Raw genomic sequence first — 19008 nt, forward strand, 5'->3', positions numbered from 1 at the left:
TCGGCTTGCGCCTGTCCGATAACGTTGACAGAGGCGAAGCGCCCGATATCTAATCGAAAGCGTACAGCAATCCCGGCCGGGCGCGAAACAGGCCAAGACGCTGTCGCGAGGAACGCCTATGCGCATTTTGATCGTCGACGATCATCCCATCGTCGCCTCCGGCTGCCGTGCCGTGCTGGCCGACGAGGGCGAGATCGAGATTTTGGAGGCCGCCGACGCCGAAGACGGCGAGTGCGTCTTCATCGTCGAGCGCCCCGACCTCTCGATCATCGACATCAACCTGCCGACCGTGTCCGGCTTCGAGCTCGCGCGCCGCATTCTCGAGCGCGCCCCCGATGCCCGAATCATCATGTTCAGCATGAACGACGACCCTGCTTTTGCCGCGCGTGCGATCGAGTGCGGCGCCAAGGGCTACGTCTCCAAGACCGGCGACCCCGACGATCTCGTCGAGGCGATTCGCATCGTCGGCGGCGGCGGCACCTATCTGCCGAGCGCGATCGCGCGCAGCATCGCCTTTGCCGGACCCGCGCTGGCGCAAAGCCCGCTGTCGAAGCTGAACGCGCGCGAGATGGAGATTTTGCGGTTGCTCAGTGCCGGAAAGAGCCTTTCCGAGATCGCCTGGCTGGTGCAGTCGTCCTACAAGACTGTCGCCAACACCTCGTCCATCATGCGCCAGAAGCTCGGAGTGAAAACCTCTGTCGAGCTGGTGCGGCTGGCGATCGACAGCGGCGTGGCCTGACGGCGCCACGAATTCGGTCACACAAGCGTTGCAATCCTGATGTGGTTTGATGCCACGGAGCATAATGGCATGACGATCCAGACTGTCTCGACCAATACATCCTATGGCGGCGTGCAGGGCGTGTATCGCCATGCCAGCCAGGCGACCGGAACCGACATGACGTTCTCGGTCTATGTTCCCCCGCACGCGCAGGGCGCCAAGCTGCCCGTGGTCTGGTATTTCTCCGGCCTCACCTGCACGCACGCCAATGTCACCGAGAAGGGCGAATTCCGCAAAGCCTGCGCCGAGCTCGGCCTGATCTTCGTGGCGCCCGACACCAGCCCGCGCGGGTCCGACGTCCCGGGCGATACCAACAATGCCTATGATTTCGGCCTAGGCGCCGGCTTCTATGTCGATGCGACGGAAGCGCCGTTTTCGCGCAATTATCGCATGTGGAGCTACGTCACCGACGAACTGCCGAAACTCGTGGCGGAGAATTTTCCGGTCGATGCGAAGCGCCAATCGGTGATGGGCCATTCGATGGGCGGCCATGGCGCGCTGACGGTCGCGCTGCGCAACCCGCATCGTTTTCGCGCGGTCAGCGCCTTTGCGCCGATCGTGGCGCCGTCGCTCGTGCCCTGGGGCATCAAGGCGCTGACCGGCTATCTCGGGCCGAACAAGGATATGTGGCGCAGCCACGACACCGTGGCGCTGATCGAGGACGGCGCGAAGTTTTCAGGCTTCCTCGTCGACGTCGGCGAGGCCGATAATTTCCTGAAGGAGCAGCTCAAGCCGGAGCTGCTGCAAGCCGCCTGCAACAAGGCGAACATCCCACTGACGCTGCGACGACAGGCGGGGTATGATCACAGCTACTACTTCATCTCGACCTTCATGGGCGATCACCTGCACTGGCATGCGGAGAGATTGAAGGGGTGAGCTTTCTGCCTCTCCCTTGGAAGACTCTACTCCGGCTTGCCGTAATTCGGTGCCAGCAACCGGTTGCGGATCAGATAGCTCATCGTGCGCGTCCAGGATTCATCCGTGTTGCCGCGCATGTCGGCGCTGGCAGCCGTGATCATGTTGCCGGTCTTCACGTCGCGCAGGTAGATGTTCAGATTGATGATCAAGTTCGAGACCTTCTGCACCATGCCGGTGATTTCCAAATCGGCACCCAACTGCCCGGCAAGCTTGAGGTCGCAGCCGCCGCAGGCCTGCAGATTGGCGTGACGGGCCGCATCCCGGATCGGTGCGATATCGAGCAACTGGAACCTGCCTGACTCAACCAGTGCCTTGCGCAACTGCTCGCTGATCAGGTCGAGCCGCGCCTCCTCGGGCTTGGATCCGTAGAACTCGCCGGGCAGGCTGGTGTCGATCAGTTCGAAATCGAACACCGCGAGCTTCGGCGGATCGGCGAGCGCGACCGAGCCCGTCAACAGCAAAGCGGCGAAACATATCAGCGCTCGCATGATCGTGATTCCCGGCGTGGCAGCGTGAGGACGAAATGCGGGGTTGCATGCCCTGACAAATCGGTCATGCTTTAGCAGAGACAATTCTCCATCGGCGGTCAAGCCGGGGAGTTGTACGGAGGAAACATGATCCGATGGTTGGTCGGCCTGATCGGCCTGGGTTTTGCTGCGACGAGCGCGCTCGCGGCCGACCCTGTCATGATCGGCGTCGGCTATCTCGGAATTGCCGGCACCAGATCGACGCTGTCGCTGGTCGAGCAGCCCGCGGAGAATGACGGCGTCGCCGGCGCGCGCCTCGCCATCGAGGACAACAACACCACCGGCAAATTCCTCAACCAGCGATTTGCGCTGGAGGAGCGGCGTATCAAGGAGGGCGAGGATGCCGTGCAGGCCGCGACCGACCTCGCCGCACGCAACGGCTTCATCATCGCCGACCTGCCGGCCGACGCGCTGCTGAAGGTCGCCGACGCCCTGCGCGAGCGCGGCACGCTGCTGTTCAACGCCGGCGCGATCGACGAGCGGCTGCGCGAGGCCGATTGCCGTGCCAACGTCATCCACACCGCGCCGACGCGCGCAATGCTGGCCGATGCGCTCGGCCAATATCTGGTGTGGAAGCAGTGGAAGCGCTGGCTCCTCGTGGTCGGCTCGCATGACGAGGACAGATTGTTCGCCGATGCGCTCCGGCGCACCGCGACGCGGTTCGGCGCCAAGATCGTGCAGGAACGCAGCTTCGAAGACAAAGGCGGCGCGCGCCGCACGGACTCGGGCGTGACGCTGATCCAGCGCCAGATCCCGGTGTTCACGCAACAGGCGCCGGCCTACGATGTGCTGGTCGCCGCCGACGAGAGCGAGGTGTTCGGCGCCTACCTGCCCTATCGCACCTGGGATCCACGGCCTGTCGCGGGCTCTGCCGGCCTCGTGCCGCGGAGCTGGGACGCCGCGCAGGACCAGTGGGGCGCGATCCAGATGCAGAACCGCTTCGTCAAGCTCAACGCGCGGCGGATGACCGCACTCGACATGCAGGCATGGACGGCGGTGCGCATGATCGGAGAGGCCACCTCGCGCACCAATTCCGGCGACGTCAAGAAGGTCACCGATTTCATCAAGGGGCCGGATTTCTCGGTCGCCGCCTTCAAGGGCACAAAGCTGACCCTGCGCGACTGGAACCTGCAGCTGCGCCAGCCGATCCTGCTGGTCGACGGTCGCATGGTGGTGTCGGTGTCGCCGCAGGAAGGTTTCCTGCACCAGGTCTCCGAGCTCGACACCCTCGGCTATGACCGCCCGGAGAGCAAATGCAAGCTGAAGTGAGGACATCAAAGTGAGGACCTGGACGTTGCGCGCGTGGCGCGTTGGGTTGCTGTCCGGATTGGCACTGGCGGCGGCGCCGGCGCATGCGTTCATCGCCTATGTCTCGAACGAGAAGAGCAACACGGTGTCGGTGATCGACACCGACAGCTGGACGGTGACCAAGACCATCAAGGTCGGCCAGCGCCCGCGCGGCATCGACTTCACGCGCGACGGCAAGTTCGTGATGGTCGCGGTCGGCGACGACGACACCATCCAGATGATCGACGCCAAGACGCAAACCGTGGTGGACAGCCTGCCCTCCGGGCCCGACCCTGAATTGTTCGCCCAGGATGCCGCCGGCAAGGTCCTCTATGTCGCCAACGAGAACGACAACACGGTGACCGTGATCGACCTCGAGAAGCGCGCGCGCATAGGCGACATCCAGGTCGGCGTCGAGCCCGAGGGCATGACCATCAGCCCGGACGGCAAGACGCTGATCAACACGTCCGAGACCACCAACATGGCGCATTTCATCGACACGTCGTCGCGCCAGATTGTTGCCAACGTGCTGGTCGACGCGCGGCCGCGCTTTGCCGAGTTCAAGCACGACGCTTCGGAATTGTGGGTGTCCTCGGAGATCGGCGGCACCGTCTCGATCATCGATCCTGGAAAGCACGAGGTGACCGGCAAGATCAATTTCGAGATTCCGGGGTTGAGGAGGGAAGCCATCCAGCCCGTTGGCATCGGCATGACCAAGGACGACAAGACCGCCTTCATCGCGCTCGGGCCCGCCAACCGCATCGCCGTGGTCGATACCGCCTCGCGCAAGGTAACGAAATATCTGCTGGTGGGACAACGGGTCTGGCACATGGCATTCACGCCGGACGAGAAATTTCTGCTGACCACCAACGGCGTGTCCAACGATGTCTCCGTCGTCGACGTCGCCACGCAAAAAGTGATCAAGACCATTCAGGTGGGCGAACTGCCCTGGGGTATCACGATCGCGCCATGACCAGCCCTGCTCCCATCACCGAACAACGCGAAACACCAAGGCCCGATCCGGCGGCCGTGCCCGCGCTGTCGATCGACAGCGTCAGCCACGCTTATGGCCCGCGCCGCGCGCTGATGGACGTGTCCTTCAATGTGCAGCCCGCGAGCTTCACGGCCCTGCTCGGCCTCAACGGGGCGGGCAAGAGCACGCTGTTCTCGCTGATCACGCGCCTGTTCGGCATCCAGTCCGGCCGCGTCGGCATTTTCGGCCATGACATCAGCAGGAGTCCCGGCGAAGCGCTGCGGTTGCTCGGAGTCGTGTTCCAGCCGCGCACGCTCGATCTCGACCTGTCGCTGACGCAAAACCTGCTCTATCACGCCGCACTCCACGGCATCAGCCGCCGCGAGGCTCGGGCGCGAGCCGCCGAGCTGCTCGATCGCATCGGGCTTACCGAGCGCGCCGGCAGCAAGGTGCGCGATCTCTCGGGCGGGCAGATGCGGCGGCTGGAGATCGCCCGTGCGCTGCTGCATCGGCCACGCCTGCTGTTGCTGGACGAGCCCACCGTCGGCCTCGACGTCAAGGCGCGCGCCGACATCATCAGCCATGTGCGCCAGCTCGTGAGCGAGCAAGGCATCGGCGTGCTCTGGGCCACGCATCTGTTCGACGAAATTATGGCTGGTGACGATCTCGTGGTGCTGCATCAGGGCAAGGTGCTGGCGCAGGGACCGATGAGTCGCGTCGTCGCGCAAGCCGGCGCGCAGGACGTCAACACCGCCTTCATGCGCCTGACCGGCGCGCAGACCTTGCCGGGCGGCGGCGCATGAGCAGCATCACCACGCGCGAGGCGCCACGCGGCTTCTCGGCCGCCGAATACATGACCTGCCTCACGGGCATCGTCTGGCGCGAGGGACTGCGCTTCCTGCACCAGCGCGAGCGGTTCGTCTCGGCGCTGGTGCGGCCGCTGGTGTGGCTGTTCATCTTCGCCGCCGGTTTCCGTCAGGTGCTCGGCATCTCCATCATCCCGCCCTACGAGACCTACATCCTCTACGAGGTCTTCATCGCGCCCGGGCTGATGGCCATGATCCAGCTCTTCAACGGCATGCAGTCCTCGCTCTCGATGGTCTACGACCGCGAGATGGGGAACATGCGCACGCTGCTGGTAAGCCCCCTGCCGCGCGGCTACCTCTTGTTCTGCAAGCTGCTCGCGGGCACCGCGGTGTCGCTGCTCCAGGTCTACGCGTTCCTGCTGATCGCCTGGTTCTGGGACATCACCCCTCCTCTATCAGGCTATCTCACCGTGCTGCCGGCACTGATCCTGTCCGGACTGATGCTGGGCTCGCTCGGCATGCTGATCTCCTCCGGCATCAAGCAGCTGGAGAACTTTGCCGGGGTGATGAATTTTGTCATTTTCCCGATGTTCTTCGCTTCGTCGGCGCTTTACCCGCTCTGGCGGGTGCAGGAGGGCAGCCCCTATCTCTACTATGTCTGCGAGGCCAATCCGTTCACCCATGCGGTCGAGCTGATACGTTTTGCATTCTACGGGCAAATCAACTGGATCTCGCTGGCGGTGGTCGCGACCTGCACAATCGTCTTCATGATCGGCGCGATCTATGCCTATGATCCCTCGCGCGGGCTGGCGCGACGGGGCCCTGCGGGAGGCGAAGGATGACGGTTCGGGTTCTGGCCATGGCCGCTCTGATGCTCGCAGCCGTGAGCACGGCAGCACGCGCGGCCGATCCGCGCTATCCGGATTGGCCCTGCACGCAGGCAAAAGTGCCGGAAATTTCGCTCGCAGCCGTTTGGGCCGGTCCTTCGCTCGACGACGTGCAGAACAAGTGGAAGGACGACACCAAAGTCAGCGCGCTGGTCGCCAAACTGTCGGCACGCAAGACGCCGCTGGACGAGGCCGAGAAGTTGGTGAAGGAGTTTTTGGCAGGCTCCGCGTCCGACAAGACCGCGAATGCGAAACTGCTGTTCGCAGGCCTGTTCGACACGCTCAACGCTCAGCGCTCCCAGGTCATGAGCGGGCTGGAGCGCGTCAGCCGCAAGCAGCGCGAAGCCGCCGACAAGATCCGCGAGGAGAGTGTCCAGCTCCACGCGCTCCAGGGCGCCACGCCGCGCGACGAGGCGAAGGTCGATGCGCTCAGCAACGAGCTGATCTGGAAGACCCGCATTTTCGAGGACCGCCACAAGGTGGTGCGGTTCGTCTGCGAGGTTCCCACCACCATCGACCAGCGGCTGTTTGCGCTCGGACGCGTGATCCAGCAGGAAATGGAATAGCGTCAGCCTCATTGACCGCTTGCAGCAGGTTCCCGCGCCTCCATTGCGGTTGTTAACCCGCCGCCGCGCTATATGCCGGAACCAAATCGGTCTAGGATGTCTTGTCGATGGGTAATCCAAGGCATCGGGAGGCCTCGATGGGAACCAAGAAATTCATCCTCGCAGGCGCTGCGGCCATCAGCATGCTCGCAAGCAGCGCATTCGCTGACGATCTGACCGGAATGGTCACCCGCATAGATCGGCTCAACAGCACGATTTCGATCCAGCAGACGCAGAAGGGCACAGTCGGCGGCAGCGCAGGCGGGGCCGGCGCACTCCAGGAGTACAAGGCCAAGGATGCCGCGATGCTCGATGCCGTCCACGCCGGCGACAGGGTGAGCTACGCTGCGACCGACAATAACGGCACGGGCACGCTGACGAAGTTGCAGAAGCAGTAGGCTTTCCTCGCCTCTTCCCACGTGCGACAGGGCGTCATGGCCGGGCTTGTCCCGGCCATCCACGCATAGCCACGCGGCACGAAGAACTTGGATGCCCGGGACAAGCCCGGGCATGACGATCTCTGCCTACTGCTCCGGCCGAGGCTCGGGCTGCGCCTCCTCAGTGGGTAAGTTTGCACGCTCCCAGCCGTCGGTGCCATCGGGATACCAGGCGACGTTGGAGTAGCCGTACCCGAGCGCGCGCTTGGCGGCGTTCCAGGACATCCAGCAATCGGCCAGGCAATAAATCACGAGCAGCGCGGTCTTGTCGCCGTGTGATGCACGCGCGAGGCCGCGCTGGAAGTAGTCGTCCATGGCGGGCGGCAGGATGCCGTAGCCGGTATCCGGCAGCCAGATGCTTCCCGGAACATTTTTGCGCGGCGCCTCGCGCCAGACGGTACCGGCTGGAAGATTCTTCGGCTTCGGCGCGCGCGGCAGCACGTCGACGAAGGCGCCGCTCTTCGCGTGCCAGATCGCCTCGGCTTCTGACGTCGACAGTACGCGCGCGCCGCCGAGCGTCGCCGGCACAGGCGCGCGGTAACTATCGGTGCGATAGCCCTCGGGCTCGAACGGCTCCTGCTGCTGCGCGACGACCGGCGCCACCAGCATGGCGGCGATCAGCGCAGCGACAACGCGCCGCCTCATGTCATGGTGCCTTCTTGGCCGTCTCCGCGCCGAGCGGCCGATCGTTCTCGTCCAGCAGCGGCACGCCGAAGTCGAGCAGGATCTTGTTGATCTCGCCCTGGTTCTCCTGGATCAGCTTGTTCAGCTGTCGCTTCCAGTTCTGATCGGCGCCACGTACGCCCATGCCGATGCGATAGACCAGTTTTGGCCCGGTAGTTTCCTTGACCAGCGGCGTGACATGAAGCGAGCCCGCCTTCTTCGCGTAGAACCCCGCCATCGGTCCCCACAGCACGCCGGCATCGATCTTGCCGGCCGTGAGATCATCGATCATTGCCTGCGCCGAATTGTCATAGCGGGTATCGATCATCAGCGGATAGGGCTTTGCATCACCCATCAGTCCCGCGATGGCCATGTTGGTCGCAGGCGGCGTGCCGGCGACGATGCCGACATGCTTGCCCTTCAGCCTGGCATCCTCGAGCGTGTCGACCTCCTCCAGCCCGCTGCCTGCTTTCGCGACGAGGGCATAGCTCGTGCGGTAATAGGGATTGGTGCCTTGCACGAGGTCGTCGCCTTGGGGGAAGCCCATGATGACGTCGCAGCGATGCGAGCCGAGCGTCATGCGCACGAAGCCGGTGGCTTGCGGAAAAAAGACATAGTCGAGCTTCTTCTGGAGCTTGTCCGCAAACAGCTCAGCAAGCTTGTTCTCGAACCCCTCGCCCTTCTCGTTCGAGAACGGCAGATTGCGCGGGTCGGAACAGACGCGCAGCACCTTGGGATCGACCAGCTCGAACGAGAGGTCACCCGTCTCGTTGGTCTGCGCGATGGCGACGTCGCCGAACGCGCAAGACGCAACCAGGATACTCAGTGAAAACAACCAGCGACGATGTCGTCCGGCCTCCGTCATCGCGCTTCCTCCTAGGCTTGTTTGAATGCTAGCCATGCAACGCATGACGCGCCATGTTTTGCCAGACTGTGTGCTGGCTTTTCTTTGTTGCAGTGCAATGCGCGCAAACCCTTTGAACTGAGGCGGAAAAGTGTCTCGCATCGCTCTCGTGATCGCAGCCTTGTCCCTGCTGGTGAAAGCGACGCTAGCATGCGCCGCAGCGGCCGAATTGCCTGTGAGCGAAGTCGCGCCGGGAATCTTCGTACACTCCGGGACCATCGCCCTGATGACCCGCGAGAACGAGGGCGACATCGCCAATGTTGGCTTCATCGTGGGCGAGGATGCGGTGGCCGTGATTGATACCGGCGGTAGCGTTCGCGAGGGCGAGGCGCTGCTGGCGGCGGTGCGGGCCCGCACCAGCAAGCCGATCCGCTACGTCATCAATACCCACGGCCATCCCGACCATGTTTTCGGCAATGCGGCCTTCGCCCTCGGGGACACCATTTTCGTCGGTCACAGCAGGCTGCCGCGGGCGCTCGCTGCGCGCGGGCCGTATTATCTCGACAATTTTAGGCGCATCATGGGCGACGAATTGATATCTCCCGTGAAGATCGTGCCGCCGACAATGCTCGTCACGGACACAATGACGCTCGATCTCGGCGCGCGCCGCCTGAGCTTGCGGGCCTGGCCGGCCGGGCACAGCGACAATGACCTGACCGTGTTCGACGAGACGACGAAGACGCTGTTCACTGGCGACCTCGTCTTCCTCCGCCATATTCCGGTGATGGACGGCAGCATTCGCGGCTGGCTCGGCACTCTCGCGGAACTCGAGAGTATTCCGGCGCAGCGCGTCGTTCCCGGTCACGGGCCCGTGAGCGAATGGCCTGCGGCGCTGACCGATGAACGGCGCTATCTGACGGCACTGCTGGCGGACGTCCGGGCATCGAACAAGAAGGGCGAGCCGATCCGAACCGCCGCTGACAAGGCCGCCGCCTCGGAACGGCCGCACTGGGAGCTGTTCGAAGACTACAACGCCCGCAACGCAACCGCAGCATTTTCGGAAATTGAATGGGAGTAGCGGACGCGCTACGATGCGCGAAAGGTTGCTTCGTCCGCGGGACCATGACCATGACGGGATGCACGCGCCGACTGCCTCTGATCGCCCTGCTCCTCGGCATTGCATTCGCCGTGCCGGCGCAGGCGGAAGAAGCTTACGATCCCTGGCCAGGCCTGGTGCAGGACATCTTCAGCAACCGTCCGATGAATGACGGCGGCAATGTCATTGGCATCGAGATGCCCTATCGCGCCGAGGACGCGGCCATCGTGCCTGTGACCCTGCGCAGCAAGCTCTCGCCCGGCGATGCCCGCCGCATCCGTTCGATCACGCTGGTGATCGATCGTAACCCGGCACCGATGGCGGCGAAGTTCGAGCTCGGACCGGATGCCAACGTCACTGAAATCTCGACGCGCGTGCGCGTCAACAACTACACCGACGTCCATGCGGTGGCCGAGCTCAGCGACGGACAGCTCTACGTCTCGAAAGTCTATGTGAAAGCCTCCGGCGGCTGCTCGGCACCAGCTGGCAAGAATGCCGAGGAAGCCCAGAACCGGCTCGGGCAAATGCGCTACCGGCAATTCGCGCGCGAGGAGGCCCCGGCGAGCCGCATGCGGGAGGCGCAGATCATGATCGGCCACCCCAACAATTCCGGCCTGCAGATGGACCAAGTCACGCAGCTCTACATTCCCGCCTTTTTCATCAATCAGCTCAAGCTGACCCAGGACGACAGCCCCGTGCTCTCGATGGAAGGCGGCATCTCGATCTCGGAAGATCCCAATCTGCGCTTCACCTATGTTTCCAACGGCGCCAGGCGTTTTCGCGCAGAAGCCAAGGATACGGACGGACACGTGTTCCGCAACGAGTGGGATGTGGAGAAGCCGGGGACGTGAGGGCATCCATCATCGTCCCTCAATATCCCTCGCCCCAACGATACTGCCATGCGATACCGACAGCTGTCAGTTCGCTTCCCGTGCGGCTGGTGATGTCGGTGCTGGCAGAGAGCTTGACTGAGTTTTGTCGATCGATCGGAAACGCAACCGTCACGCCCGCGCGCGAGATGGCCTGCTCGTTGTCGTTTTTGATGCCGTTGAGGGTCGTGCTGCCGCCGGCGAAATACAGTCCGTCCAGCGCCATCCATATGCCGGACTGGAACGTGTAGATGACATGTCCCTGCACCGCATAGATCGGAGCCTGCGAGAACGTCTTGCCGCCGAAGAAGTCGGTGTTGTCGCTGAAGAAGGTCACGCTGGGGGCGAGTTCGACCGTCCATGGTCCCCATGCCTTTGAAATTCCGAGCTCGGGCCGGAAGGACCAACGGTTGCCGCCGAGGTTGAGCAGCTTGGTGCTGTCATATTGCCCGAGGGGCGCGGAGACCTGAAGGCTTACGCCCACGATCAGATCCTGGTGGTAGCTGGCGAAGTCCTTCGCCGAGAGCGCGGGAGCCCCAAACAGGTTGACCGAGACACGAAATCGCGGATCGCCCAGACCGGACATCTCCCGTTCGCGCGGCTCGCCGTTGACGAGCCCATGCGCGGCAAACGACGATGCCGGCACGATCGCATCGAACTTGGCCGACTGGCCAGCGACGTCGAAGGACCGAACATAGGCCACTACGCCGGTATCGGAGCGGAATGTGGCATCGGCGATCGCGGTGCTGGGATCGAACGCGAGCTTGCCTTGGGCGTAAACGTAGCCCGAGATCAGGAAATTCAATCCGACAGGCGTATTCGAATACGATCGCGGCTCTGCCTCCTGCGCGCTCGCATTCGAGACCGCCGACAATGCGGCGATTATTCCCAATGCCGGGCCAAGCGGGAACCGTCTTGCGCGACGCGCTTGAGGCGCATCGGCGTTTGCATCATCGATGATGGGCGCATCACCAACCGCCCGGTGCACTCCAACGCCGCGCCGGTCCATCGAGATATCCTACCAAGCAAGCCCGTCGGATCATACCATCGAAGCTACGCCGGCGACCTTGACGAGGGAAGCGAAGCAGCGCGGCAGCGGTCAAAAACACCTCACCTCGGCTTCCGCCTGCGCGCGCCTGAGGTCATTCACCGCGGAATTCGCCTGCTCTGACGTGCGGAACTGGACGCCGAGATTACCGCGGACCTGGGACATGCTGAGCGCCGTCTCCGCGGTGACGTAGCGCTCATAGGGCACGATCGAGGCCACCACGTCGATCGAGCAGGAACATTGCTCGATCGCCTGCCGGCTCTCGCCATTGGCCTTCATGCAGCCATAGACATACTCGGCACGCGCCGACGTCGGATAATCATTGGCCTCTTCAGCCTGCGCAGCGAGCGCGGTCGCAGCCCACACCGCCAATGCGGCGACAATCGGTCGTAGCTGTCCGGCCAGATTCATGAGCGTCCTCCCGCTGGTTGCGACGGAAGCTATGCTATGCGTATTGTCCTGAAAAGCACCCTATCAGAGGAAACGGCTCACAAGGTGATGAGAGTATTTGGTCGATCATTGGCGCTCGCGGTGACGCTGGCGCTGACACTAGCCGGGCCCGGCCGCGCCGCGGATACGATCCGCCTTGCGGTGCAGAAGACCGGAACATTCTCCTGGGAGCTGGCCGCGATCCGCGCCGGCGGCCTCGACAAGGAGGCCGACCTGTCGCTCGACGTCACCGAGCTTGCGAGCCCCGAGGCCGGCAAGATCGCCCTGCGCGCCGGCAATGCCGACATCATCCTGTCCGATTGGCTGTGGGTGTCGCGCGAGCGCACGCTCGGCGCAAAGCTCACCTTCTATCCCTATTCCAGCGCGCTCGGCGCGGTGATGGTGCCGGCCTCCTCGCCGATCAAGTCGCTCGCGGATTTGAAGGGCCGCAAGCTCGCCGTCGGCGGTGGTCCCATCGACAAGAGCTGGCTGCTGCTCCAGGCGCGCATGAAGCAGGACGGCATCGACCTGAAGTCCGAGGCGACGATCGTCTATGGTGCTCCGCCTCTGATCGCCGCCAAGGCGCTGGACGGCGAGATGGATGCGAGCCTCAATTTCTGGAATTTCTGCGCGCAGCTGGAGGCCAAGGGTTTCCGCCGCCTTGCCGGCATCGAGGACATATTGCCGAAACTCGGCGCCAAGGGCGCGGTCTCTGCAGTCGGCTATGTCTTCGACGAAAGCTGGGCAGCAAATCATCGCGAGGCGGTGGCGCGCTTCATCGCGATGACCCGCAAGGCCAAGCAGCTGCTGGTGACCTCGGATGCCGCCTGGGACAAGATCGCGCCGCTCACCGGCACGAGCGATGCCACCATGCTGAAGACCTATCACGAGCGCTATCGCGACGGCATTCCGCGCCGGAGCATCGACGACGAAGAAAAGGACGCGCGCGTGCTCTACCGCGTACTGGCCGAGACCGGCGGACGCGACCTCGTGGGCCCGGCCGCCGAGCTCGATCCCGGCACGTTCTATCACGCAGTTGCCGGAGACTGAGGTGCTGCGTCTTCTGTCGTTTGCCCTGTTGCTTGCGATCTGGTGGATTGCCGCCCTGTTCGTCGGCGCCGCAAAGCTGCCCTCTCCGCCCGCCGTGCTCGACGTCGTCATCGCGGAAGCATCGAGCGGCGCGCTGTTCCTGCATCTCGGCGCCACGCTCGCCCGCGTAAGCCTCGCCTTCGTGCTGGCGATGTCACTCGGGAGCGCCATCGGCTATCTGATGGGACGGGTGAAGCTCGCCGACCGCCTCGGCGATCCCTGGCTGATCCTGCTCTTGAACCTGCCCGCGCTGGTCGTGATCGTGCTGGCCTATATCTGGGCCGGGCTCACCGAGGCCGCAGCGATCGCGGCGATCGCCATCAACAAGCTGCCGACCGCCATCGTCACCCTGCGCGAGGGCGCGCGCGCGCTCGACCGCTCGCTGGACGACATGGCGAGCGTGTTCGCGATGCCGCCCTGGCGCACCTTCCGCCACGTCGTGCTGCCGCAACTGGCGCCCTATATCGCGGCCTCAGCCCGCTCCGGATTGTCGCTGGTGTGGAAGATCGTGCTGGTCGCCGAACTCCTGGGGCGACCCAACGGCGTCGGCTTCGAGATCGGCGTCGCCTTCCAGCTGTTCGATACGCCACGGCTGCTCGCCTATTCCCTGACATTCGCCGCCGTTGTGCTCGTGATCGAAACCGCGCTGGTGCAACCGTTCGAAGCCCGCGCAACACGGTGGCGACCCCGTGCGGCTTGAGGTCGATATCACAGGCAAGAGCTTCAGGAGTGCCGCGGGCGGAACGCAGGAGGTGCTCGCGCCGATCAGCTTCGCGCTTCAATCCGGCGAGGTCGGCGTGCTGATCGGTCCCTCCGGCTGCGGCAAGAGCACGATGCTGCGCATCATCCTCGGGCTCGACTGCGATTTCGAGGGGCGCGTCTCGCGCCCACCGGAAGCGCGGATCGGCATGGTTTTCCAGGAGCCGAGACTGCTGCCATGGCGCTCGGTCGAGCAGAATGTGCGGCTTGCGGCACCCGATGTCACCGACGCCAAGCTCGCCGAGCTGTTCAGGATCCTGGAGCTGGATGCGCATCGCAGCCATTTTCCGGGCGAATTGTCACTGGGCCTCGCCCGGCGCGTCGCGCTCGCCCGCGCCTTTGCCGTCGAGCCTGACCTGCTCGTGCTCGATGAGCCCCTCGCCTCGCTCGACGATGCTCTCGCCGGCCGTTTGCGCGACGAGATCGCGACGCTGGTGGCGCGCCGTCCGGTGATGACGTTGCTTGTCACCCACAGCCTAGACGACGCGATCCGGCTCGGCGACCGCCTGTTCTTGCTGTCGCCGCGACCGGCGCGCATCGTGCGGGAGGTGCCGATTGCCATCCCGCGCGCGGAGCGCAGCGAGGCCGAACTCGGCAAGATCAGGGCCGAGCTCGCCGCGTTGCAGCTTGAATCGAAATGAGAACTCATGGTCAATTGGACCAACGACATCTTCGCGGGAGGATCACCATGCGGCGTACGCTGATTGCGATCGGCATCCTGTTGGTTGCGATGCCGGGCGCGGCGCTCGCGCAGGCCAAAGGCAAGGGTATCCGGCTCTGGAATCTGACGACGGAGACGATCTCCGGCTTCCAGCTCTCGCCGGCCGGGAAGACCGAGTGGGGGCCGAACCAGTGCTTGAACGACAAGGACAAGGAGGTCGATCACGACGAGCGGCTGCGCATCACCGGCGTCGAGCCCGGCCGCTACGACGCCAGGGTCAGCTATCCCAATGCACGGCAGTGCATCGTGCGCGACATCGAGATCAAGGCGGATGCGGTGTTCTCGATCGCCGACAAGGATCTGAAGGACTGCACTAAGTAACGCCGGCGGCTTCACGCCTTGTCGTTGGGGTGCGGATATTCGCAGCGCCATCGCACCGCCTGCCACTTCGGATGGTCGCCGACCCATTGCGCGATATAGGGCGGCGCGGCCATCGCGCATTGCGTCGGCGACCCCGCATAGTTGAACACCAGATGCTGCTCCTCGCACGTCGCAGGCGAGAGCACCGCACACACAGTCACCACCAGGTCGATCGGGTTCATGCCGGGATCCTCGCAGAGGCGATGAAGAATAGCACAAAAGATTACGTTCCGAGGAGCGGGAAGTTTCAATCCGGTCGCGTGAAATAAGCGGGAATTGCCGGTCAACTCTCTCCGCAACCGAGGCGCGAGCGCTAGAAATTAACTCCAAAGACCAGCCTCGCCTGGTGGCGCTCGAAATTGACGAGGTCGAGATTGCCGCCCGATCCGGCCGGACGGCCCCAGGCCTGCATGCTCCAGCTCATGGTCAGGCGCGAGCGCTCGGAAAGCTGGAAATAAGCGGTCGGACCGACGAAGAGCGCCTGGCCCGCGAACTCGCCCAGGCCGATGCCCTCGTATTGCCGGAAGTAGCGGACCTCGCCGCCGAGCAGCACGTCGGGCCGCACGCGCACCAGGCCGGCGAAGGCCGCGCCAATGGTCGAACTCTTTTCGGACAGTCCCGCCATCTCGAAACGCGCCCATTCGGGTTGATAGATCAGGTTGAGCGCCCCGATGGCGAAGTTCGGGATCAGCTCGCGATCGAAGGCGAGCGTGAAATCGGTACCGTACATCCGCCCTTTTGCGCCAGAAGTCTCGTCGATGCGGTCGCCATGGAGTTCGGCGGCGACAGTCAATCCGAATGGCGCGCGCTCGCGATCGAGCAGGCGATAACGCAGGTCGAGCGAAGCGCCCTGAAAATTGAACTGGCGGCGGTCGCCGATATCGGGGACGCCGGTGATGTCGTGCAGCGTGGCCGTGCCGCCGACCTCGATGCGGAAGTTCGGCAGCGGCACGATCTCGATCTCGACCTCCTGCGACAGCGCGCGATAGGTCCCGCCACCTTTGCCGAATCGTCCTGTCGTCTGAGTCTGGAATTCGCGCTCGCCGGGATTGCCGACATCGGTGCCGATCATGAAGCCGAAGATGTGCTCGGTATCAAAGCCCTCTTCGGCGCTGACGCATGCCGGCGCGAGCGCGACAGTGCAGGCGGCTATGGTCCAGAATGTAAGGGCTCTCGCGCGCATCCCCGACACTACCACGGCTTCGACGGTGGTTGCCATCGAAGCCGCGGCAGATCGTCAGTCTTACTTGCAGTCTTATTTGCGCAAAGCGCAGGCGTACATGTTGATTTCCATGCCGACCGGCACTTCCACGATCTTCGGAGCTTTCCAGGCCATTCGGGGACTCCCAAGGGATTGAGCGCGACATCGCGCCGGCCAAAACCTAGGGCTGCGTCAGACACAGCGCAAGTCTGGAATCGCGCCGTTGACACAGCGAACTGTCGCATCGCGCTTGCAAATTTCTCTCTGGGGCAACTCGCCTTCGCTCCCAGTCAAGCGGCCCGGTTCTCACCGCAACAAGCGCAGCAGCGCGCGGCCGGCGCGCGAGTTCAGCTCCTTCGCATCCAGCGTTCCATCCTTGTCGGGATTCGCCGCGTTGAAGCGCTGCTCCACCACCGAGAGATATTCGTCCAGCGTGAGAGTCCCGTCGCGATCGGGATCGGCGGCGGCGAGTTCTTTCGCCGTTAACCGTCCGCGCAATTCGCGGGCGTCGAGCGTGCCGTCGTGATCGGGATCGAGCTTGGCGAACAACGCAGCCGCCGCCTTCTTCACCTCGGCAAGATCAAGCGTGCCGTCATTATCGGTATCGAACGTCTTGACTGCGTTGCCGGAGGCCGAACATGCCGGACCGGACATCAGCGCAATCGTGAGCGCAAGTGCAGCAGAGCGACGCGATATCATGAAAACCTCCTTGACCAAGGGCTCCGATTCGAGCCGGATCGAAACGACATAAGTCCACAAGCGAGCCTCCGTTCAAGCCCCGAATTGCAGCCTGCGCACCGCACAACTTGCGGAACCCGTCGGCCCGACCGCTGCCGTCGCGCACGCGCCCTGCTCCATGCCGCGGAATTTCTTCAGCGCCTGCGCACAAGTGAGCGTGGCTTGCCAGGTCACCGTCAGATGACGGCATCCGGCGCCCACTATATCGGCGTCGCAATTACGACTTTCGTATTGACGCGTTTTGCATTCGGGCGGAGTGTTGCTGTCGCAGCGTCAATAGGCGCGCATACTGGGAGGAACGGATGAAACGCTTTGCGATGGCCGCGAGCCTCGTCATGCTTACGTCGACTTGTGCAAGTGCACAAACCAGCGAGCAGCTGGTCAAGGGTGCGACCGATACATCGAACGTTCTCAACTACGGGATGGGCTACAATCTTCAGCGTTTCTCGACGCTGAACCAGATCAACAAGGACAGCGTCAAGAACCTTGTCCCGGTCTGGAACTACTCTTTCAACGACGATCGCAGCGAGGAATCCCAACCGCTGGTCTACCAGGGCGTGATCTACGTGACGTCGCACAACGCGACCATGGCGGTCGACGCCAAGACCGGCAAGCAGATCTGGAAATCCAAGGTCGAATATCCCGCCGAAACGCCGCGCATCGTCTGCTGCGGCATCATCAATCGCGGCGCGGCGCTCTATGAGGGCAAGGTGTTCCGCACCACGCTCGACGCCAACGTGGTCGCGCTCGACGCCAAGGACGGCAAGGAGCTGTGGCGGCAGAAGGCAGCCGACATCAAGGAAGGCTATTCGATGACGGTGGCGCCGCTGGTCGCCGACGGCGTGGTGATCACCGGCATCTCCGGCGCCGAGTTCGGCACCCGCGGCTTCATCGACGGCTGGGACCCCGCGACGGGCAAGCACCTGTGGCGCACCCATTCGATCCCCTCCCCCGATGAGCCCGGCGGCGACACCTGGAAGGGCGACACCTGGAAGCTCGGCGGTGGCTCGACCTGGATTACGGGCTCCTACGATCCCGAGCTGAACACGGTCTATTGGGGTATCGGCAATCCCGGACCGTTCAACTCGGCGGTGCGCCCGGGCGACAACCTCTACACCTGCTCCGTGCTGGCGATGGATCCCAAGAGCGGCAAGATCAAGTGGCACTACCAGTTCTCGCCGAACAATCCGTTCGACTATGACAGCGTGGCCGAGATGGTCCTCGCCGACATGAACGTCGAGGGCAAGCCGACCAAGGTGTTGATGGACGCCAACCGCAACGGCTTTTTCTACGTGCTCGACCGCACCAACGGAAAGCTGCTCGCGGCCAATCCCTACGTGAAGGTCAACTGGGCGACCGGAATCGACATGAAGACCGGACGGCCCATCGAGACCGACGTCTCGAAGGACGCCCGTGAGGGCAAGAAGGTGACAGTCTATCCGTCGATCCTCGGCGGCAAGAACTGGGAGCCGATGTCGTTCAATCCGCAGACCGGCCTCGCCTACGCCAACACGCTCGCCTTCGGCGGCAGGTACAAGACTGAACCCGCCACCTTCAAGCAGGGTGAATGGTATCTCGGCATGGACCTCACCGATCTCTGGGAATGGGGCGACGGCCCGCGCGGTCATCTGAAGGCGATCGATCCCATGACCGGCAAGGCGAAGTGGGAAGCACCAAGCGACATCCCGCGCTTCTCCGGCGTGCTGTCGACCGCGGGCGGCGTCGTGTTCTCGGGGGCGCTGACCGGCGAGTTCGAGGCCTTCGATGCCGACACCGGCAAGAAGCTCTGGCAATTCCAGACCGGCTCGGGCATCGAGGGACAACCGGTGACCTGGCAGCAGGACGGCGTGCAGTATGTCGCGGTGACGAGCGGCTATGGCGGCGTCTACTCGCTGTTCTCCGGCGACGAACGGCTGGCCAAAGTCCCGCCCGGCGGCTCGCTTTGGGTTTTTGCGGTCAAGCAATAACCACGG

At 63.7% G+C, this 19008-nt stretch carries 24 protein-coding genes; 15 read left to right on the forward strand and 9 right to left on the reverse strand.

Annotated elements, in window-relative coordinates:
• Positions 1-118 precede the first annotated feature (118 nt).
• Positions 119-739, forward strand: coding sequence for a response regulator (locus tag AC0L3S_RS24670; RefSeq protein ID WP_473281848.1), 621 nt, complete (start codon positions 119-121; stop codon positions 737-739).
• 69 nt (positions 740-808) lie between these two features.
• A complete protein-coding gene (fghA, locus tag AC0L3S_RS24675) occupies positions 809-1654 on the forward strand; it encodes an S-formylglutathione hydrolase (RefSeq protein ID WP_473281850.1) in 846 nt (281 codons plus the stop codon).
• A 26-nt stretch (positions 1655-1680) separates the two neighbouring features.
• Here fghA and AC0L3S_RS24680 read toward each other — a convergent pair whose 3' ends face one another.
• Positions 1681-2184, reverse strand: a complete 504-nt coding sequence (locus AC0L3S_RS24680) for a DUF3280 domain-containing protein (protein WP_473264930.1) — start codon at positions 2182-2184, stop codon at positions 1681-1683.
• Between the two features lie 126 nt (positions 2185-2310).
• On the opposite strand from AC0L3S_RS24680, the gene AC0L3S_RS24685 reads away from it, so the two are divergent.
• From AC0L3S_RS24685 to AC0L3S_RS24710, 6 genes are all read left to right on the forward strand, one after another.
• On the forward strand, positions 2311-3492 hold the full coding sequence (locus AC0L3S_RS24685) for an ABC transporter substrate-binding protein (RefSeq protein ID WP_473281852.1): 1182 nt from the start codon (positions 2311-2313) through the stop codon (positions 3490-3492).
• Between the two features lie 10 nt (positions 3493-3502).
• The gene (locus tag AC0L3S_RS24690) at positions 3503-4483 is read left to right on the forward strand and encodes a PQQ-dependent catabolism-associated beta-propeller protein (protein WP_473281854.1); all 981 of its coding nucleotides are present in this window, start codon (positions 3503-3505) and stop codon (positions 4481-4483) included.
• Positions 4480-5286 (forward strand): ABC transporter ATP-binding protein, encoded by an 807-nt coding sequence (locus AC0L3S_RS24695; RefSeq protein ID WP_473281856.1) that lies wholly within the window; start codon positions 4480-4482, stop codon positions 5284-5286. Before AC0L3S_RS24690 ends, AC0L3S_RS24695 begins: the two co-directional genes overlap by 4 nt.
• Positions 5283-6131: an ABC transporter permease gene (locus AC0L3S_RS24700; RefSeq protein WP_473264933.1), complete on the forward strand. Its 849-nt coding sequence runs from the start codon at positions 5283-5285 to the stop codon at positions 6129-6131. Before AC0L3S_RS24695 ends, AC0L3S_RS24700 begins: the two co-directional genes overlap by 4 nt.
• On the forward strand, positions 6128-6742 hold the full coding sequence (locus AC0L3S_RS24705; RefSeq protein ID WP_473281858.1) for a hypothetical protein: 615 nt from the start codon (positions 6128-6130) through the stop codon (positions 6740-6742). Before AC0L3S_RS24700 ends, AC0L3S_RS24705 begins: the two co-directional genes overlap by 4 nt.
• A 137-nt stretch (positions 6743-6879) precedes the next feature.
• Entirely contained in the window at positions 6880-7179 is a 300-nt protein-coding gene (locus AC0L3S_RS24710) for a copper-binding protein (protein ID WP_473281860.1), read from the forward strand.
• A 126-nt stretch (positions 7180-7305) separates the two neighbouring features.
• Here the strand turns inward: AC0L3S_RS24710 and AC0L3S_RS24715 are convergent, their stop codons facing one another.
• Both AC0L3S_RS24715 and AC0L3S_RS24720 read right to left on the reverse strand, forming a co-directional pair.
• Positions 7306-7863 (reverse strand): PQQ-dependent catabolism-associated CXXCW motif protein, encoded by a 558-nt coding sequence (locus AC0L3S_RS24715; RefSeq protein WP_473281862.1) that lies wholly within the window; start codon positions 7861-7863, stop codon positions 7306-7308.
• Between the two features lies 1 nt (position 7864).
• Positions 7865-8746 carry a substrate-binding domain-containing protein gene (locus AC0L3S_RS24720; protein WP_473281864.1) on the reverse strand — a complete coding sequence of 294 codons (882 nt, stop codon included), beginning with the start codon at positions 8744-8746 and terminating at the stop codon, positions 7865-7867.
• A gap of 130 nt (positions 8747-8876) precedes the next feature.
• Here AC0L3S_RS24720 and AC0L3S_RS24725 point away from each other — a divergent pair, with 130 nt between their 5' ends.
• Complete coding sequence (locus AC0L3S_RS24725) at positions 8877-9803, forward strand: quinoprotein relay system zinc metallohydrolase 2 (protein WP_473264937.1); 927 nt, start codon at positions 8877-8879, stop codon at positions 9801-9803.
• A 50-nt stretch (positions 9804-9853) separates the two neighbouring features.
• A complete protein-coding gene (locus tag AC0L3S_RS24730; RefSeq protein WP_473264938.1) occupies positions 9854-10672 on the forward strand; it encodes a quinoprotein dehydrogenase-associated SoxYZ-like carrier in 819 nt (272 codons plus the stop codon).
• A 19-nt stretch (positions 10673-10691) separates the two neighbouring features.
• Here the strand turns inward: AC0L3S_RS24730 and AC0L3S_RS24735 are convergent, their stop codons facing one another.
• Positions 10692-11699, reverse strand: a complete 1008-nt coding sequence (locus AC0L3S_RS24735) for a transporter (protein ID WP_473264939.1) — start codon at positions 11697-11699, stop codon at positions 10692-10694.
• 90 nt (positions 11700-11789) lie between these two features.
• A complete protein-coding gene (locus AC0L3S_RS24740; protein ID WP_007601391.1) occupies positions 11790-12149 on the reverse strand; it encodes a hypothetical protein in 360 nt (119 codons plus the stop codon).
• 87 nt (positions 12150-12236) lie between these two features.
• Between AC0L3S_RS24740 and AC0L3S_RS24745 the strand changes: the two genes are divergently transcribed.
• Genes AC0L3S_RS24745 through AC0L3S_RS24760 form a run of 4 tightly spaced genes read left to right on the forward strand, consistent with a single transcriptional unit; the run spans position 12237 to position 15057 of the window.
• Positions 12237-13217, forward strand: a complete 981-nt coding sequence (locus AC0L3S_RS24745) for an ABC transporter substrate-binding protein (protein ID WP_473281866.1) — start codon at positions 12237-12239, stop codon at positions 13215-13217.
• Position 13218: 1 nt separating this feature from the next.
• Positions 13219-13956 carry an ABC transporter permease gene (locus AC0L3S_RS24750; RefSeq protein ID WP_473281868.1) on the forward strand — a complete coding sequence of 246 codons (738 nt, stop codon included), beginning with the start codon at positions 13219-13221 and terminating at the stop codon, positions 13954-13956.
• Entirely contained in the window at positions 13946-14656 is a 711-nt protein-coding gene (locus tag AC0L3S_RS24755) for an ABC transporter ATP-binding protein (RefSeq protein ID WP_473281870.1), read from the forward strand. Before AC0L3S_RS24750 ends, AC0L3S_RS24755 begins: the two co-directional genes overlap by 11 nt.
• A 47-nt stretch (positions 14657-14703) precedes the next feature.
• Entirely contained in the window at positions 14704-15057 is a 354-nt protein-coding gene (locus AC0L3S_RS24760) for a hypothetical protein (RefSeq protein WP_085350566.1), read from the forward strand.
• Between the two features lie 11 nt (positions 15058-15068).
• Here AC0L3S_RS24760 and AC0L3S_RS24765 read toward each other — a convergent pair whose 3' ends face one another.
• From AC0L3S_RS24765 to AC0L3S_RS24780, 4 genes are all read right to left on the reverse strand, one after another.
• Complete coding sequence (locus AC0L3S_RS24765) at positions 15069-15278, reverse strand: hypothetical protein (protein ID WP_027566545.1); 210 nt, start codon at positions 15276-15278, stop codon at positions 15069-15071.
• 131 nt (positions 15279-15409) lie between these two features.
• The gene (locus AC0L3S_RS24770; RefSeq protein WP_473264942.1) at positions 15410-16315 is read right to left on the reverse strand and encodes a hypothetical protein; all 906 of its coding nucleotides are present in this window, start codon (positions 16313-16315) and stop codon (positions 15410-15412) included.
• A 36-nt stretch (positions 16316-16351) separates the two neighbouring features.
• Positions 16352-16432, reverse strand: a complete 81-nt coding sequence (gene pqqA / locus AC0L3S_RS24775) for a pyrroloquinoline quinone precursor peptide PqqA (protein WP_018460299.1) — start codon at positions 16430-16432, stop codon at positions 16352-16354.
• Between the two features lie 171 nt (positions 16433-16603).
• Complete coding sequence (locus AC0L3S_RS24780) at positions 16604-16996, reverse strand: EF-hand domain-containing protein (RefSeq protein WP_473281872.1); 393 nt, start codon at positions 16994-16996, stop codon at positions 16604-16606.
• 341 nt (positions 16997-17337) lie between these two features.
• Between AC0L3S_RS24780 and AC0L3S_RS24785 the strand changes: the two genes are divergently transcribed.
• On the forward strand, positions 17338-19002 hold the full coding sequence (locus AC0L3S_RS24785) for a methanol/ethanol family PQQ-dependent dehydrogenase (RefSeq protein ID WP_473281874.1): 1665 nt from the start codon (positions 17338-17340) through the stop codon (positions 19000-19002).
• The last annotated feature ends 6 nt before the right edge of the window (positions 19003-19008 follow it).

This window comes from Bradyrhizobium sp. Ken01 (assembly GCF_055807355.1).